Origin of the sequence: Methylocystis sp., assembly GCF_050246715.1 — a bacterium.
Classification (GTDB): Bacteria; Pseudomonadota; Alphaproteobacteria; order Rhizobiales; family Beijerinckiaceae; genus Methylocystis.
This window is the reverse complement of sequence record NZ_JBFWVN010000068.1, coordinates 1-16,571: the sequence shown is the minus strand read 5'-3', so window position 1 is coordinate 16,571 and position 16,571 is coordinate 1. Positions and strand designations below refer to the sequence as shown.

The following is a 16,571-nucleotide window of genomic DNA, read 5'->3' as shown; positions in this document are numbered from 1 at the left end:
ACAAGGTCCACGCCAACAAGGGCCAGGGCATCATCCCGACGCCGATCACGATGGACGAGCTCGAAGACATGCTGATGGAGCACGGCATCATGAAGGCGGTCGACGAGAGCCAGATCGGCAAATCCGCCGCAGAACTCGCGGCCATCGCTTAAGGCAATAATCAGAGGGCGGACGAAGATCCGCTCTCTCCTTCAATGATCGGAGAGGAAGATGAGCCTATCACCTGCTCAGAGCGTCGCGGAAATCAAAAGCCGCAACAAGGCGCTCATCGAAGAAGTTTTGAAAGTCTATCCCGAAAAGACTGCGAAGCGCCGCGCCAAGCACCTCAATGTGCATGAGCAGGGCAAGCAAGATTGCGGCGTCAAGTCCAACATCAAGTCGATTCCGGGCGTCATGACCATTCGCGGCTGCGCCTACGCCGGTTCGAAGGGCGTGGTGTGGGGTCCGATCAAGGACATGATCCACATCAGCCACGGCCCGGTCGGCTGCGGTCAATATTCCTGGGCGGCGCGCCGCAACTACTACATCGGCACGACCGGCATCGACACTTTCGTCACGATGCAGTTTACGTCGGACTTCCAGGAGAAGGACATCGTCTTCGGCGGCGACAAGAAGCTTGCCAAGATCATGGACGAAATCCAGGAGCTGTTTCCGCTCAATAACGGCATCACGGTTCAGTCCGAATGCCCGATCGGCCTCATCGGCGACGACATCGAAGCGGTGTCGAAGCAGAAGTCGAAGGAATATGAGGGCAAGACGATCGTGCCGGTGCGCTGCGAAGGATTCCGCGGCGTTTCGCAGTCGCTTGGCCACCACATCGCCAATGACGCGATCCGCGACTGGGTCTTCGATAAGATGGATCCGAACGCCGCGCCGCGTTTCGAGCCGACGCCTTACGACGTCGCGATCATCGGCGACTACAACATCGGCGGCGATGCCTGGTCCTCGCGCATTCTGCTCGAGGAGATGGGTCTTCGCGTGATTGCGCAGTGGTCCGGCGACGGCTCGCTGGCGGAACTCGAGGCGACGCCGAAGGCGAAGCTGAACGTGCTGCACTGCTACCGTTCGATGAACTACATCTCCCGCCACATGGAAGAGAAGTACGGCATTCCGTGGTGCGAGTACAACTTCTTCGGACCGAGCAAGATCGCCGAGTCGCTGCGCAAGATCGCGAGCTATTTCGACGACAAGATCAAGGAAGGCGCCGAACGGGTCATCGCCAAATATCAGCCACTGATGGATGCGGTGATCGCGAAATATCGTCCGCGCCTCGAAGGCAAGACGGTCATGCTGTTCGTGGGCGGTCTGCGTCCGCGTCACGTGATCGGCGCCTATGAAGACCTTGGTATGGAAGTCGTCGGCACCGGCTATGAATTCGGCCACAACGACGATTATCAGCGCACCGCCCAGCATTACGTGAAGGACGGCACGCTGATCTATGACGACGTGACCGGATATGAATTCGAGCGCTTCGTCGAGAAAATCCAGCCGGATCTCGTCGGCTCCGGCATCAAGGAGAAATACGTCTTCCAGAAGATGGGCGTGCCGTTCCGCCAGATGCATAGCTGGGACTATTCCGGCCCCTATCACGGCTATGACGGATTTGCGATCTTCGCCCGCGACATGGATATGGCGATCAACGCGCCGGTCTGGAAGATGGCGAAGGCTCCCTGGAAAGTCGACCCGGCGCCGCTGCTGCAAGCCGCCGAATGATTGAACGGGGCCCGGCGCGAAGCGCTGTTTCGCGCCGGACCCTTCCTCACTCTTATGAATCTTAGGACTTAGCCATGCCCCAGAATGCCGAAAATGTGCTAGACCACTTCGACCTCTTCAGGGGGCCGGAATACCAGCAGATGCTGGCCAATAAGAAGAAGATGTTCGAGAATCCGCGCGATCCCGCGGAAGTCGAGCGAGTTCGTGAATGGGCGAAGACTCCCGAATATCGCGAGAAGAATTTCGCGCGTGAAGCTTTGACGGTCAATCCGGCCAAAGCCTGCCAGCCGCTCGGCGCGGTTTTCGCCGCGGTCGGCTTCGAAGGAACGATTCCCTTCGTGCACGGATCGCAGGGTTGCGTCGCCTATTATCGCAGCCATCTCTCGCGTCACTTCAAGGAGCCGAGCTCCTGCGTCTCTTCGTCGATGACCGAGGATGCGGCCGTGTTCGGCGGCCTCAACAACATGATCGATGGGCTCGCCAATACATATAATATGTATAAGCCCAAGATGATCGCGGTCTCCACGACCTGCATGGCGGAAGTGATCGGCGACGATCTTAACGCCTTCATCAAGACTTCGAAGGAGAAGGGCTCAGTTCCGCAGGAATATGACGTCCCCTTCGCGCACACGCCGGCCTTCGTGGGCAGCCATGTCACCGGATATGACAATGCTTTGAAAGGCATTATCGAGCATTTCTGGGACGGCAAGGCGGGCACCGCGCCCAAGCTCGAGCGCGAGGTGAACGACTCGATCAACTTTATCGGAGGCTTCGACGGCTACACGGTCGGAAACATTCGCGAGATCAAGCGCATTTTCGGTCTGATGGGCGTCGAGGCGACGATCCTGGCCGACAACAGCGAAGTGTTCGACACGCCGACCGACGGCGAGTTCCGCATGTATGACGGCGGCACCACGCTCGAAGAAACCGCGAAGGCGTTGAACGCCAAGGCGACGATCTCGATGCAGGAATATTGCACCGAGAAGACGCTGCCCTTGATCAAGGAACACGGCCATGAAGTCGCGGCCTTCAACCATCCGATCGGCGTGACCGCGACGGACAAGTTCCTTCTGGAAATTTCGCGTCTCACCGGCAAGCCGATTCCGGTGGAGCTTGAGAAGGAACGCGGCCGGCTCGTCGACGCCATTGCAGATTCCAGCGCCCATATCCACGGCAAGAAATTTGCGATTTACGGCGACCCGGATCTCTGCCTTGGTCTCGCAGGCTTTCTGCTGGAGCTCGGCGGCGAGCCGACGCATGTTCTTGCGACGAATGGCGGCAAAGCCTGGGCGGCAAAAGTCCAGGAACTGTTCGACAGCTCGCCGTTCGGCAAGAACTGCCATGTCTATCCGGGTCGCGATCTGTGGCACATGCGTTCGCTGCTGTTCACGGAGCCGGTCGACTTCCTGATCGGCAACACCTACGGCAAATATCTCGAGCGCGATACCGGAACGCCGCTCATTCGCATCGGCTTCCCGGTCTTCGATCGCCATCACCATCACCGTTATCCGGTGTGGGGTTACCAGGGCGGCCTGAACACCCTGGTGTGGATCCTCGATCGGATCTTTGAGGAGATCGATCGCAACACCAACGTTCCGGCGAAGAGCGACTATAGCTTCGACATTATTCGCTGATCGCTGTCTCGCTCCCGCGCTCAGGCGCGGGAGCGGCCCAACTCTTGCTCCATAGAACCGTTACCAACGCGACTGGGGAGAAGCTTGATGAGTTCGCTTTCGGCAACCATCCAGGATGTCTTTAACGAACCTGGTTGCGGCAAGAACGCCAACAAGTCGGAAGCAGAACGAAAGAAGGGCTGCACAAAGCAGTTGCAACCTGGCGGCGCGGCGGGCGGCTGCGCCTTTGACGGGGCGAAGATCGCACTGCAGCCTTTAACTGATGTCGCGCATCTCGTACACGGCCCGATCGCCTGCGAGGGAAATTCCTGGGACAATCGCGGCGCCAAGTCGTCTGGGTCCAATCTCTGGCGCACGGGATTCACGACCGACATTAACGAGACCGACGTCGTCTTCGGCGGCGAGAAGCGGCTGTTCAAGTCGATCAGGGAAATCATCGAAAAATACGATCCGCCAGCGGTGTTCGTCTATCAGACCTGCGTGCCGGCGATGATCGGCGACGATATTGACGCGGTGTGCAAGGCGGCGCGCGAGAAATTCAACAAGCCAGTGATCCCGATCAATTCGCCGGGTTTCGTCGGACCGAAGAATCTCGGCAACAAGCTCGCCGGCGAGGCGCTGCTGCAGCATGTGATCGGCACGGAAGAGCCAGACTATACGACGCCATATGACCTCAACATCATCGGAGAATATAATCTCTCCGGCGAATTGTGGCAGGTAAAGCCGCTCCTCGACGAGATCGGCATTCGAATTCTCTCCTGCATTTCGGGCGACGGAAAATATCGCGAGGTCGCTTATTCGCATCGCGCCAAGGCCGCGATGATGGTGTGCTCCAAAGCGATGATCAATGTCGCGCGCAAGATGGAGGAGCGCTATGGCATCCCCTTCTTCGAAGGTTCCTTTTACGGCATTGAAGACACCAGCGATTCATTGCGCGAGATCGCGCGGCTGCTGATCGAGCGCGGCGCGCCCGCGGAATTAATGGATCGCACCGAGGCGGTGATCGCGCGCGAGGAAGCGCGGGCCTGGGCGGCGATCGCGAAATACAAGCCGCGCTTTGAAGGCAAGAAGGTTCTGCTGATCACCGGCGGCGTCAAGTCTTGGTCGGTGGTCGCGGCGCTGCAGGAAGCTGGGCTAGAGCTTGTCGGCACTTCGGTGAAAAAATCCACCAAGGAAGACAAGGAGCGCATCAAGGAGTTGATGGGCCAAGATGCGCATATGATCGAGGATATGACGCCGCGCGAAATGTATAAGATGCTGAAGGACGCGCGCGCCGACATCATGCTGTCCGGCGGCCGCTCACAGTTCATCGCGCTCAAGGCCTCGATGCCCTGGCTCGACATCAATCAGGAGCGTCACCACGCCTATATGGGCTACGTCGGCATGGTGAAGCTGGTCGAAGAGATCGACAAGGCGCTTTACAATCCCGTCTGGGCGCAGGTGCGCAGGCCGGCCCCTTGGGAAAACCCCGAGGATAATTGGCAGACCAGGGCGCTGGCGGACGCGGAAGCCGAGGCTGCGGCGCTTGCCGCCGACCCGGTCAAGGCCGAAGAAGCTCGTCGCGCCAAGAAAATCTGCAACTGCAAGAGCGTCGCGCTTGGCGTGATCGAGGACGCGATCCTCGCTCATGGCCTGACAACCGTTGAGGGCGTCCGAGAGCACACCAATGCTTCCGGCGGCTGCGGCGCCTGCGCGATCCGCATCGACGAAATTCTCGAACAGATGGCGCCTGTCGCGCCGGCGATCGCGGCGGAGTAATCCATGGCGACCGTGACTGTCGGGAAGAAGGCTTGTTCGGTTAATCCGCTGAAGATGAGTCAGCCGATCGGCGGCGCTTTGGCGTTCATGGGGCTGCGCGGGGCGATGCCGCTGCTGCACGGCTCGCAAGGATGCACGTCCTTCGGGCTCGTCCTTTTCACCCGGCATTTCAAAGAAGCCATACCGATGCAGACGACCGCGATGAGCGAAGTCGCGACGGTGCTCGGCGGCTATGAAAATGTCGAGCAGGCGGTGCTCAATATCTATAAGCGCGCCAAGCCCGAGATCATCGGCATTTGCTCGACCGGGGTGACCGAGACGAAGGGCGACGATGTTGACGGCTATATCCGTCAGATTCGCGCCAAACACGCCGATGTCGCCAATCTGCCGATGGTTTACGTGTCGACGCCAGACTTCAAGGACGCCTTCCAGGACGGTTGGGGCAAAACCGTCGCCAAAATCATCGAGGTTTTGGTTGAAACGCCGAAGAACGCTTCGCGGCGCGACCAGACGCGCGTCAACGTTCTTCCCGGCTGTCATCTTACACCCGGCGATCTCGAAGAGCTGCGAACGATTATCGAAGATTTCGGGCTTTTACCAACCTTTTTGCCCGATTTGTCGGGTTCGCTCGACGGCCACATTCCAGATGATTTCACGCCGACCACAATTGGCGGCGTGGGCGTCGAGGAAGTCGCGGCGATGGGGCAAGCGGGATGGACGATCGCTATCGGCGCCCAGATGAAACTCGCCGCAGAGGCGATGAAAGAAAAGACGGGCATTCCCTATCGGCTGTTCGAACGTCTCTGCGGGCTTGAATCGAATGACGCCTTCATCGCGTTCTTGAGCGAGATCAGCGGCAGGCCGGCGCCGATGAAATATCGTCGGCAGCGCGGGCAGCTCGTTGACGCCATGCTCGACGGACATTTCCACATTGGCGGGCGCAAGGTCGCAATCGGCGCCGAACCGGATCTTCTGCATGACGTCGGCGGACTGCTCACGGAAATGGGCGCGCAAATACATGTGGCGGTGACCACAACCCAATCGCCGATACTGGAGCGGATCGCGACGGACGACGTGCTTATCGGAGACCTGGAAGATCTGGAAAATCTCGCGCGCGAACGCGGCTGCGATTTGTTCGTTACTCATTCGCATGGCCGGCAGGGAGCCGCGAGGCTGAAAATTCCCTTTTTCCGGATCGGCATTCCGATGTTCGATCGTCTCGGCGGCGGACATCAGCTCACCGTTGGATATCGGGGCGGGCGCGACCTCATATTCGATATCAGCAATCTACTGATGGCCGACCACGAAGAAAACCACGAGCCAACGCCAGAAAGCTGGCGCGACGGCGTCGAGTCGCTGCATGCGGCCACACACTGACAGAGCATTGGAGGCGTCATGAAAGTCGCATTCGCCACTCAGGACCTGAAGCGCGTCGACGCTCATTTCGGCTGGGCGAAGAATATCGCGATTTATGAGATCGGTCCCGAAGGACATGAATTCCTTGAGGCGATTCAATTCGAAGGCGACCTCAAGGAGGATGGCAACGAGGACAAGCTCGCGCCGAAGATCGAAGCGATCAAGGACTGCGCCATTCTCTATGTCGCCGCAATCGGCGGTTCTGGCGCGGCGCGGGTCGTCGCCAACAACATTCATCCGATGAAAGTCAATCAGCCGGAGGCGATCGACGATCTGCTTGCGAAGCTGGAGGAAGTGCTGCGCGGCGTGCCGCCGCCGTGGCTGCGCAAGGCCTTGGCGAAAGGCAAAGAGCGCGTGCTGGATTTCGAGGACTAAGGAGCGAATATGTCGACGGCTGTCGCGGAACTGGAGAAGAACCCTGTCGCTGAGCTTCCCTTCATGAAGGAGCTCATCAAGGTTTGGCGCGCGCAGGACACGCATGGAGCCTGGGAAGGGAAGGGCGATCTTGAGCTTCTCGCGCCCTATGTCGTCGATAAGGAGGCGCGCCGCGCGCTGCCGATTATCGGCGATCCCGATCCCGAGACGATCTGGCGGCTTGAACTGTTCTTCAACGCCGTGTGTCTGATGATCGAGCGCGCGACGGGCGTGATGATCTCGCCGATGCTCAAGATGAGTCATGAGGGTTTCGGCCGCATGGTGCTGATCGGCGGCAGACTCATCGTCGTGAACAAACAATTGCGCGACGTGCACCGCTTCGGCTTCGACAGTTTCGAGAAGCTTGCCTCCGAAGGCGACAAATATGTCCAGTCGGGGGTGGAGATGATCGAAAAATTTCCCGCCGTTGCGAACTACTGAGGCGCACGCATGAGCGAGATCGACAACCTGAAGGCCGAAATCAAGAAACTGTCCGCCAAGGCGATGCAGGCGAAGATGGATTTGCACGACCTGTCCGAGGAGCTGCCAATCAATTGGAACTCCATCATGAGCGTGGCACAAAAAGCGCATGACACCTTTGCAGAACTCGAACAAAAACGGGCCAACCTAAAAGCGTTGGAGACCGTTTAACCAGGAAAGTCGATATCCATGTCTCAGGCGACACGCGACGGGCGGGATTGGTGTCCCGATTATCTTCTGGCGATCGATCCGCAGAAATGCATCGGCTGCGGGCGATGCTTCAAAGTGTGCGGACGCGACGTCATGACGCTGAAGGGCCTCAATGAGGACGGCGAGCTCGTCGCGCTCGACGACGACGAGGACGATGAAGTCGAAAAGAAGATCATGGTGATGAACGATATCGGCGCTTGCATCGGCTGCGGCGCCTGCGCACGCGTATGTCCGACCAATTGTCAGACTCACGGCGAAGCTGCGTTAGCCTGAAATTTGGAGGCTGCGCGCAACGCGCGCAGCTTCATTCGATCCCTTGCTCGCGAGCTTTCCACATCGCGGCGATCCGAAAACGTTCGGCAATCGCTACAGGATCGGCAAGCATTTTCGACTCCGCCTCTTTTAACGCCTTGAAGGCGATCTCGGCTTCCGCGCGGTTAAGCGCGACGCGGCCGGCGACATAGACGGCGTCAGGCATAACATTAAGGATCTTCCATTTCAGCGGGTGCTGGGTTACCTCGGTGAGGTCGACCGCCTCGAGTTTTCCATCAAGATAAAGCGCGAAACCGATCACCTCGAGCTTTCGACCGTCCTCGGTTGTTTTCACCAGAGTCGTCATGGTTCACCTTCCTGCTTGGCGAGCCAGCCATAGCCGCCATGATCCCATAGTTGAGCGAGTATCTTGTCGGCGTCCCAATCCGGATTGCCGCTTTTCAGCGCCTGATAGTCGGCTTGAAAGCGAAGCGCGTCATCATTCTCGATCAACGCGCATGAAGCTTCCGATTTGTTACGCAGACGAAATGCGCTCTGTTGGGCGTTCGAGCACAAGAGCGCATATTCGGCGCCGTCTTCGAGCACGGCATATTCTTGGTCGGCTTCGTCCATCGCGCGGACTCCGTTCTCACGCAGCCGCGGCCGGCGCGTCTTCCGCGCGTTCCCATTCGGCCCAGGCGCCGTCGTAGACCGCGACATCGTCGCGACCGAGCATGTAGAGCGCGAGCGTGTTCACGCAGGAAAAAATGCCGGATGCGCAAGTCGTGACAATCGGCTTCGTGAGATCGACTCCCGCCGCCTCGAACCGCGCCTTGAGCGCCGCCTTGTCGAGCAGCACGCCGCTTTCGCCATTCACCAAATCCGCCCACGGCACGTTGATCGCGCCCGGGATATGGCCCAGTTTTTTGAACGGGAAAACGTCGGGCTGGCTGCCGTCGAATTTGCCGGGCCCGCGCGCATCGATCATCTGCTCAGCGCCAGACGCGACATTGGCTGTCATTTGTGCGTAGTCGCGCACCAGTTCGGGTCGGAAGCCCGCGGTGAAGCTCTTTGGCTCCGGTCGCACGGGCGACATTTCGGTCGGGCGTTTTTCCGCGACCCATTTGCCGAAGCCGCCGTCGAGCATCGCGACATTGTCATAGCCGAATACGCGGAACATCCACCAGACCCGCGCCGCAGCGGAGCCGCCGAAAAGTCTATCATAGACGACGACGCGATCGCCGTCGGCGACGCCAAGCAGGCCCACCTTTTTGGCAAAGTCCGCCGCGGATGGCAGCATATGCGGCAGATCGGAATTCGGGTCCGCTATATGGTCGATGTCGAAATGCACGGAGCCGGGAAGATGCCGGCCCCGATATTGGTTGCGTCCGTCGAGATTGGTGCTTGGATGATGCCAGGTGCAGTCGAGAATTCGAATGTCGGCTTCATTCAGGCGCTCGGCCAGCCATTCGGCGCTCACAAGCGCGCCCGGGAGTTGTTCGGCCATGAATGCGAGACTCCATTTTTCCGAAGGCCGTCAACGCCGCGCTGTCACGCCGGACGACCAATCATTGTCAAACGCTTTACTGACTGACAGGCAGCGGATAGCCCGGCCGCGGGTGTGTGCCGTAATAGTCAGGACGTTCCGGCCAATCGCCCTGTTTGAAGGAGAGCTTCACGAATTGAACCGGCGCGCCATTCGAGCACGAAACTTCCGCGAACTTAATTTCACGATCGCCGGGGCCGGCTGAAAAATCAGCGACCGTCGTCCCGTCCGCCTTTGTGGCGCGAACAAAGCCGGGCGTGCCGACGCTTCCAGCCGCTACTGGATTGGCGACAAAATTCGGCGCTTCATTTTCGCCGTCCGCGGGACCGAAAGCCGGAGTCGAAAAAGTGAAGGTCGCAAGAAGGCCGCTGCGGTCCACGGGAATGTCCGCGGTTAAAGGCCGAGCCACCGAATAGACCGAAAGCGTGCCGCCGTTCAGCAGCTCTTTGATCTCGTCAATCGAGCAATTGGCGAATTCAGATGCAAGATTCATCTAGGTCTCCTTGTAGGTCATCTTGCGAGTGTGATCTCAAGAAAAGGATCAAGATTCGTGCCATCGAGTCCGCGCTGGATCGACGCATGGCTTGCACGCAATTTGCTTTAAAGTCCTCGATCAGGAGCGCGAATGCATGCTTGACGTAGCGATCATCGGTGCGGGAGTAAGTGGACTCGCGCTGGCTAAGAGATTGCGGCAGCGTGGACTGAACTTCGAGTTATTCGAGGCGCGGGACCGTATCGGCGGCCGGATATTCACTGTCCCAACGCGCGGCGCAAGACTTGATCTTGGCGCTGGCTGGTATTGGCCCGAAACTCAACCTCTGGTCGCTGCGCTCGTCGGGGAACTGGGACTGCCCAACTATGCCCAATATGACGAAGGCGGCGTGTTGCATCTGCGCGAAGCGGACAAAAAGGCGGAACGCATCGACGACAAGCGCCTTTACGATGGCGCGCGGCGACTGCATGGCGGCATGACGGCGCTCGTCGACGCGATCGCAAGCAGCTTGCCGACCGAGACGATCAAACTCAATCACCGTCTGACGCACGTGAGCGATCGCGGAGATCATGTCGCGATGACATTTGCCGTGGGGGAAGGTTCACTGGAGGTGTCCGCCCGACAGGCAGTCTTGTCGCTTCCTCCACGCCTGCTGCGCGAGACCGTGGAATTCGCGCCGCGTCTGGATGAAGCGACCGACCGCGCCATGCTCGGCGCGGAAACATGGATGGCGGCGCAAGCGAAGGTCGCGATCGAGGTCGCCGCGCCGTTCTGGCGAGAGAGGGGCCTTTCAGGGTCGGCCTACGCCACGCATGAACAAGCCATTCTGGGCGAAATCTTCGACGCCTGCGACATGTCGAAGCAGGTCTTTGCGCTTGGAGGATTTTTGGCGCTCGATGCGGGTCAACGTGAAACTTTCAGCGTCGGATTGCCGCTTTTGATCGCCAGTCAGCTCGGCTCGATCTTTGGCGCCGACGTCGACTGTCTCGCGACGCATTATGTGGATTGGGCGCAGGAGCCTTTAACCTGCAGCGCCGCCGATCGCGCCGGCGAGGCGTCCGATCAAACCGGCGACGTCGCCAATCCGCTGCTGCGGCGCGCCTTATGGGACAAGAAGCTCTATTTCGGCGGGTCGGAGACGGCGGTGCGCAATTCCGGCTATGTCGAAGGCGCCCTGGACGCGGCGCGCCGTGTTGCGCGCTCGATCGCCGCGCTTGCCGAGAAGCAAGGCCTCATGGCGGGAGCGGCGGAAAGCGATGACATCGCGCATCTGGGACTCAATGAAGCGAGCCTGATCCGTTTTCGCGGCTGGGTCGACGGCAGGTCGGACGCCATCTTCGACGACTATCGTCGCCGTCTGACGAAGGGGCTCGCATCGCGGGAGCGCGACAGCTTGACGCAGATCGCGCTGCTTGGGGCGATCGAAGACACTTTTCAGCAGGCGCTCGAGGTTCTCGATTCCCTTCCCTTCGATCTCGCGACGACGAAAGTCGAGCTTGGCCGCGTCGAATTGGTGCCGCAAATTCAACAACCCTTCGGAGATTTGATGCAGACGATCATGGACGATGTCGTCGCCTATAATCAAACCTCCTGCGCGTTGTCGAATTTTCCGAGCGAACATCGTCTTTCGGGAGAGTATAAGTCGGCGATCTTGAAGGATATCGCCGGCGCTTGGCGAGAGTTCTCGCTCACGGCCAATCGACGGCTTCTCGAAAGGAAGAATTCGGCATGCGTAGGAGCTCCCGCCAATGACTGAGGCTGCGACGTCACAGGCGGATGCGCCTGACTCCGAAATGATCGCCTATGTCGTTTGCGGTCTCAATGAAATCCCCAGTCGAAGGGCGCGCGGGTTTCAGCTCGTCATTGTCGACCAGAATGGCGAAGAGAAGCCGCTGCCGATCATCGTCGTCCGGTGGGGCAAGCAGGTGTTCGGCTATCTTAACATTTGCCCGCATGACCACGTCAATCTCGATTGGGAGCGCAATCAGTTCCTCGACTCCAATGGTTTGCGGCTCATGTGCGGCAAGCATGGCTCGACCTTTGAGATCGGGACCGGCGCTTGTGTCGATGGACCATGTTTGGGGCAGGGACTGACGCCGGTTGCGCTCCGGGTGATCGACGATGACATTTGCATACTTGGCGTCACCCTCGCCGAAGAGCCCGAAGCCGACGAGGAGCCGACGCCCGGCGGATAGATCGCGATGCGTTTCTAGGTCGCGGTCTAAACGCAGTAGAGGCGAAGGCGCCGATCGCTCGAGCAGCGCTTAATTGGCGGCGAGCAGGCGATTGGCGCTTTGCAGAACTCTATACCGGGCGATTTTCATTGCGGTTCTTCACCGGCTCCATTCGCTCCACGCCCTGCTGATAAGCGATGATTTCGAAGGCGTCATTGAATTTCAGCGCCGCATCGAGCAGGTAGTCGGTCTTGCCGGCCGTGTCGAGCTTCTTGATGTCGTTTTTGTCGACGCCGCAGAGGTCCATCATTTCCTTCCACACCGTGGATTCATCGCAGGGAAGGACATTGAAGGTGATGTCGCCGATCTTCACGCGGAACTTCGACAACAGGTCGATGTTGTTGCAGAACATGAAATAGACGCCGTCGGGCGAGAGCAGGTCGCCGAGCACTTCGACGGCGGTCTCCAGATAGGCGAAATTATGGAGATAGCCTGCGAGGATCGGGATCGTGGGTTCGTTTTCTTGAGCGAAGGTCAAAACCTGTTCCATACAGAAATCCGGGGGGCGCTTCTCGTCCGCGACCTGCGCCTGGTATTTCAGCGCAATATCCCCTCGAAAGCCGAACCGACCCGGCTTGCTCATGGGGCCTTTTAGAACTGCGTTGAGCAGGCGGCCTTCACGCTCCAGTCGAGCGAGGGCTGTCTTCTCAATCTGTGTCATCGACTAATCTCCGCTTGGCATTTGGATCGCACCCACCCGAACGGCTTCGGCGTATCAGTTCGACTGGCATGCAAAAAACCCGCCGCCATCCATTCCAAGTTCGGCCATGGCGCATGCGACACATGTAAGGAATCAGACAATTTTTCTGCTCCGAAATTGCGAATATTTCGCGCCAGACCGCGACTTCTCTATCGGCACACGTCTTGCTTTATCCGGTTTGAAACGCATGTCGGCTTTGGAAACGCGTCATGATAAATTTGACCAGTAGCGCCCTGGGCGCCGTGCAGACCGCAATTTCGGGTTCGACCAATCCGGTCAACGGATTGAGAATCAAGGTCGAGGCCGGCGGCTGCGCCGGATTCCAATACAAGATGGGTCTCGTGCCCGAGGGCGAGCCTGACGACACCGTCATCGAACGAGACGGCGTGAAACTTTACATCGACAACAGCAGCCATGAACTGCTCTCTGGGACGACGATCGACTATGTCGTCGCCGTGCAGGGCTCGGGTTTCACCTTTGACAACCCCAACGCACAGTCAAGCTGCTCATGCGGCAAGTCATTCGGATGAGGCAGAGGCGGCGGACGCGCTTCAAGCAAGTCTGCAAGCAATGAGGACGACCAGATGTTGCAAGAAGTGGGTGCGGCGCCGACGAAGCTGATGACCAACAAGGAAGAAGTCATACGGTTGGTGATCGACGAGATACGGCCGAATCTGCGCCGCGACGGCGGCGATTGCGAACTGATCGAAATCTGCGGCAATAAGGTCATGGTGCGTCTGACCGGCGCCTGCGTGTTCTGCAAACTCAGCAGCGCGACGCTTGAGGGCATTCAGGCGAAAATCGTCGAACGGCTTGGCGAATTCGTGCGGCTCGTCCCGGTCGCTGGCGCCCCCGCCCGGAATTGAGCGGGGCGGGAGTGACTCGCGTCTATCTCGACAACAATGCGACGACCCGCGTCGATTCGCGAGTTGTCGAAAAAATGTTGCCCTATTTTGCTGACGCGTTCGGCAATGCCTCCTCGACGCATCTTTTCGGCGAGGAAGTGTCGACCGCTGTCAGGGAGGCGCGCCGCAGCGTGCAGGCGCTCGTCGGCGCCGCTCATGATCACGAGATCGTCTTCACCTCAGGCGGCACGGAGTCCGACAATGCCGCGATCCTAGCGGGACTGGCCGCAAGGGAAGGGCGCGATGAAATCGTCATTTCCGCCGTCGAGCATCCCGCGATCCTGTCGCTGACCGAGCATTTGCGTGACAAGCAGGGCGTTAGAATTCATGTTATCGGCGTCGACGAATCCGGACGTCTCGATATTAAGGCCTATCGAGCGGCGCTGGGCCCGAAGACGGCGATCGTCTCGATAATGTGGGCCAATAATGAGACGGGAACGTTATTTCCTGTCGCCAGTCTTGCCGAGCTCGCGCATGAAGCCGGCGCTCTGTTTCACACCGACGCAGTGCAAGCGGTGGGCAAGACGTCAATCGACGTGAAGTCGACAAAGATCGATTTTCTAGCGCTTTCCGCCCATAAGTTGCATGGCCCGAAAGGCGTCGGCGCGCTTTATGTCCGCAAGGGAACGAAATTCAGCCCGCTGATCCGCGGCGGTCACCAGGAGCGGACACGGCGCGGCGGCACGGAAAACACCCCGGGCATTGTCGGACTGGGCATGGCCGCCGAGATCGCCCGCGCCGGACTTGAAGAAGAGGCGGCGCAGGTCGGGGCGCTCAGGGACCGGCTAGAATCCAGGATATTGAACGAGATCGGCCATTGCCGCGTCTCCGGCGATCTCGAGAGCCGACTGCCCAATACCGCCAACATCGCTTTCTTCGACATTGAAGGAGAAGCGGTGCTGACCAACCTCAATCGTGCAGGCATCGCCGCATCGACCGGCTCAGCCTGCACGGCGGGATCGAACGAACCCTCGCATGTGCTGAAGGCGATGAACGTTCCCGCGCAGGCGCTGCAGGGCGCTGTTCGCTTTTCATTGTCTCGTGATAATTGCGAGGCCGATGTTGATCGCGTTATGGAGGTTCTGCCTGGCATTGTCGCCAAGCTGCGCGAAATGGCGCAGGCGATCACTGAAACCCAGCCGGCGCTCACCTGATGTGGCGCGCCCGATGATCCTCGGTTAAGGAGCCCAAAACATGAAGATTATGATCCGCCGGTCTCCAGAAACCGGGCTCTCCATCTACGTCCCTAAAAAGGATCTCGAAGAGCCAATCGTCGAGAGCGAACATGAGGGATTGTGGGGCGGATGGATCCGCATCGCCAATGGTTGGGTGCTCGATCTTCCGGAAATGGCCGCTGAGACGACGCTGCCGATAACCATCAATGCGCGGAAACGCGGAGATGAGGAGTAAATGATGAATGCTCCTTTCACAGGCCACATGATCATCGAGGGCGCTGAAGCCGAGAGTAAGCTTTCAGCCCTCGCGCCCGAACTTCGAAACGGCGCGATCGTGCCCTATCTCGGCCCTGAATTGGCGGAGTTGGCGGGAGCCGCCGCGCCGACGACGCCGGAGGCGCTTGCTCAGTTCTTCTCGACGAAAGTCGCGCTTCCAAGGCGCGCGAAGGGCAATGCCTGGGCCAGCGCCCAGCACATCGAAAGCATGAAGCACCGCAACACGGTGACGGCGTTGATGAATGAGGCCTTCGCGCCAAAGGTCGAACCAACTCCGCTGCACCGTAGTCTCGCGGCGCTCAAACTGCCGATGATCGTTGACATCTGGTACGACTCCGCCATGCGCGACGCGCTCGCGGGCAGGGACGACTGGGGCGAGGCGCAGGGCATTACCCGCGCCGGCATTGGCGAAGACCGCTGGTTTCGCTTTTATGACGCGAGCGGCGCCGAGGTCGCCAAGACCGAGGCCGAAGGTTGGACGACCTTGCTCTATAAGCCGCATGGCGCCGTCGCTCCGGCAAAGAACTATCTGATTTCGGACGCGGATTATGTCGAGGTCCTCACGGAAATCGACATTCAGACGCCAATCCCCGACATCGTCAAAAACCGCAGGACGGAGCGGAGTTTTCTCTTCATCGGCTGCCGGTTCCACGACCAGATGCTGCGGACCTATGCGCGTCAGATCACGAAGCGCTCGGCGCCGACCCATCACGCGATCGTCGCGGCCGAGCGTCTGACGAAAAATGAACTGAAATTCCTGACCGTTCAGGGGATTGTCCCGCTCGCGATCCCGCTCAACCGCGCAAGCGAAATTCTGATCGGCTGACGCTGGCGGCAATGTTGACGACGCGGCCGCCTCGCTGCGAAGGCGGTCGCCTGTCGATCTCTCGCGTTCCTTTGATTCTCACCCGGTTGGGCGAGCGCCTGCGTCGACGTTAACATCAAGCACATGCTTTGGGAGTTCATGTGCGGGTACGTGACATCGCACGGCCCGTTAGACGCACGAATGCAACGCGACATTCATCCGGTCGAGGAAGAAAAAACCTATCAGACCAATGCGATATGAGTTTGTTGAAACGCCAATTGATTGGAAATTGTCTAATCTTGGCATGCATGTTGCCACAAAATTTTCAAAGCATGAATCATGTCGCCCCTCTCGGCGGCGAAAGCGGGCCGCCCGCAAAATATAGCCGGGCGAAGCCAAATTAAGGAATTCAGCCATGGACACGCAGGAGCTTGGCGTCGCGTCTGAGGAAGTATCTTCTCCGGCGCTTGAAGGGATTATGCAGCAGATTGCGGAGCATAAGGGTTGCGGGACGTCTGGGGGGAGCGGGAAGGCGAGCTGCGGCTCCGGGGCGGGTCAGG

The 16,571-nt window shown here is 59.2% G+C and carries 20 protein-coding genes and 1 pseudogene; 16 read left to right on the top strand and 5 right to left on the bottom strand.

Going from position 1 to position 16,571, the window contains the following annotated elements; genetic code table 11:
• The 9 genes and pseudogenes from nifH to fdxB all read left to right on the top strand — a co-directional run.
• A pseudogene (gene nifH / locus AB7I51_RS15915) lies at positions 1-152 on the top strand (nitrogenase reductase); the annotation flags it as partial.
• Between the two features lie 58 nt (positions 153-210).
• Positions 211-1,713: a nitrogenase molybdenum-iron protein alpha chain gene (gene nifD, locus AB7I51_RS15910; RefSeq protein ID WP_428405275.1), complete on the top strand. Its 1,503-nt coding sequence runs from the start codon at positions 211-213 to the stop codon at positions 1,711-1,713.
• A gap of 74 nt (positions 1,714-1,787) precedes the next feature.
• The gene (gene nifK / locus AB7I51_RS15905; protein ID WP_428405274.1) at positions 1,788-3,347 is read left to right on the top strand and encodes a nitrogenase molybdenum-iron protein subunit beta; all 1,560 of its coding nucleotides are present in this window, start codon (positions 1,788-1,790) and stop codon (positions 3,345-3,347) included.
• Positions 3,348-3,434: 87 nt separating this feature from the next.
• Entirely contained in the window at positions 3,435-5,105 is a 1,671-nt protein-coding gene (gene nifE / locus AB7I51_RS15900) for a nitrogenase iron-molybdenum cofactor biosynthesis protein NifE (RefSeq protein ID WP_428405273.1), read from the top strand.
• Positions 5,106-5,108: 3 nt separating this feature from the next.
• A complete protein-coding gene (gene nifN / locus AB7I51_RS15895) occupies positions 5,109-6,482 on the top strand; it encodes a nitrogenase iron-molybdenum cofactor biosynthesis protein NifN (RefSeq protein ID WP_428405272.1) in 1,374 nt (457 codons plus the stop codon).
• An 18-nt stretch (positions 6,483-6,500) separates the two neighbouring features.
• The gene (gene nifX, locus AB7I51_RS15890; protein ID WP_409980220.1) at positions 6,501-6,896 is read left to right on the top strand and encodes a nitrogen fixation protein NifX; all 396 of its coding nucleotides are present in this window, start codon (positions 6,501-6,503) and stop codon (positions 6,894-6,896) included.
• Between the two features lie 9 nt (positions 6,897-6,905).
• Entirely contained in the window at positions 6,906-7,376 is a 471-nt protein-coding gene (locus AB7I51_RS15885; RefSeq protein WP_428405271.1) for a NifX-associated nitrogen fixation protein, read from the top strand.
• A 9-nt stretch (positions 7,377-7,385) separates the two neighbouring features.
• Positions 7,386-7,586 carry a CCE_0567 family metalloprotein gene (locus AB7I51_RS15880; RefSeq protein ID WP_428405270.1) on the top strand — a complete coding sequence of 67 codons (201 nt, stop codon included), beginning with the start codon at positions 7,386-7,388 and terminating at the stop codon, positions 7,584-7,586.
• An 18-nt stretch (positions 7,587-7,604) separates the two neighbouring features.
• Entirely contained in the window at positions 7,605-7,898 is a 294-nt protein-coding gene (gene fdxB / locus AB7I51_RS15875) for a ferredoxin III, nif-specific (protein ID WP_428405269.1), read from the top strand.
• Between the two features lie 31 nt (positions 7,899-7,929).
• Here fdxB and AB7I51_RS15870 read toward each other — a convergent pair whose 3' ends face one another.
• The 4 genes from AB7I51_RS15870 to AB7I51_RS15855 form a co-directional block, all read right to left on the bottom strand.
• The gene (locus tag AB7I51_RS15870; RefSeq protein ID WP_428405268.1) at positions 7,930-8,244 is read right to left on the bottom strand and encodes a hypothetical protein; all 315 of its coding nucleotides are present in this window, start codon (positions 8,242-8,244) and stop codon (positions 7,930-7,932) included.
• Positions 8,241-8,510: a hypothetical protein gene (locus tag AB7I51_RS15865; RefSeq protein WP_428405267.1), complete on the bottom strand. Its 270-nt coding sequence runs from the start codon at positions 8,508-8,510 to the stop codon at positions 8,241-8,243. Before AB7I51_RS15865 ends, AB7I51_RS15870 begins: the two co-directional genes overlap by 4 nt.
• A gap of 16 nt (positions 8,511-8,526) precedes the next feature.
• A complete protein-coding gene (locus tag AB7I51_RS15860; RefSeq protein WP_428405266.1) occupies positions 8,527-9,384 on the bottom strand; it encodes a sulfurtransferase in 858 nt (285 codons plus the stop codon).
• A gap of 76 nt (positions 9,385-9,460) precedes the next feature.
• Positions 9,461-9,916 carry a hypothetical protein gene (locus tag AB7I51_RS15855; RefSeq protein ID WP_428405265.1) on the bottom strand — a complete coding sequence of 152 codons (456 nt, stop codon included), beginning with the start codon at positions 9,914-9,916 and terminating at the stop codon, positions 9,461-9,463.
• A 136-nt stretch (positions 9,917-10,052) separates the two neighbouring features.
• Here AB7I51_RS15855 and AB7I51_RS15850 point away from each other — a divergent pair, with 136 nt between their 5' ends.
• The gene (locus AB7I51_RS15850; protein WP_428405264.1) at positions 10,053-11,672 is read left to right on the top strand and encodes a flavin monoamine oxidase family protein; all 1,620 of its coding nucleotides are present in this window, start codon (positions 10,053-10,055) and stop codon (positions 11,670-11,672) included.
• Complete coding sequence (locus tag AB7I51_RS15845) at positions 11,665-12,111, top strand: Rieske (2Fe-2S) protein (RefSeq protein ID WP_428405263.1); 447 nt, start codon at positions 11,665-11,667, stop codon at positions 12,109-12,111. Before AB7I51_RS15850 ends, AB7I51_RS15845 begins: the two co-directional genes overlap by 8 nt.
• A gap of 109 nt (positions 12,112-12,220) precedes the next feature.
• Here the strand turns inward: AB7I51_RS15845 and AB7I51_RS15840 are convergent, their stop codons facing one another.
• A complete protein-coding gene (locus tag AB7I51_RS15840) occupies positions 12,221-12,811 on the bottom strand; it encodes a hypothetical protein (protein ID WP_428405262.1) in 591 nt (196 codons plus the stop codon).
• A gap of 248 nt (positions 12,812-13,059) precedes the next feature.
• On the opposite strand from AB7I51_RS15840, the gene AB7I51_RS15835 reads away from it, so the two are divergent.
• Genes AB7I51_RS15835 through AB7I51_RS15815 form a run of 5 tightly spaced genes read left to right on the top strand, consistent with a single transcriptional unit; the run spans position 13,060 to position 16,032 of the window.
• Positions 13,060-13,380, top strand: a complete 321-nt coding sequence (locus tag AB7I51_RS15835) for an iron-sulfur cluster assembly accessory protein (protein WP_428405261.1) — start codon at positions 13,060-13,062, stop codon at positions 13,378-13,380.
• Positions 13,381-13,434: 54 nt separating this feature from the next.
• Positions 13,435-13,716 carry a NifU family protein gene (locus AB7I51_RS15830; RefSeq protein WP_428405260.1) on the top strand — a complete coding sequence of 94 codons (282 nt, stop codon included), beginning with the start codon at positions 13,435-13,437 and terminating at the stop codon, positions 13,714-13,716.
• 11 nt (positions 13,717-13,727) lie between these two features.
• Entirely contained in the window at positions 13,728-14,909 is a 1,182-nt protein-coding gene (gene nifS, locus AB7I51_RS15825) for a cysteine desulfurase NifS (protein ID WP_428405259.1), read from the top strand.
• A gap of 40 nt (positions 14,910-14,949) precedes the next feature.
• Positions 14,950-15,165: a putative nitrogen fixation protein NifT gene (gene nifT, locus AB7I51_RS15820; RefSeq protein WP_428405258.1), complete on the top strand. Its 216-nt coding sequence runs from the start codon at positions 14,950-14,952 to the stop codon at positions 15,163-15,165.
• A gap of 3 nt (positions 15,166-15,168) precedes the next feature.
• Positions 15,169-16,032, top strand: a complete 864-nt coding sequence (locus AB7I51_RS15815; RefSeq protein WP_428405276.1) for an SIR2 family NAD-dependent protein deacylase — start codon at positions 15,169-15,171, stop codon at positions 16,030-16,032.
• Positions 16,033-16,571 lie beyond the last annotated feature (539 nt).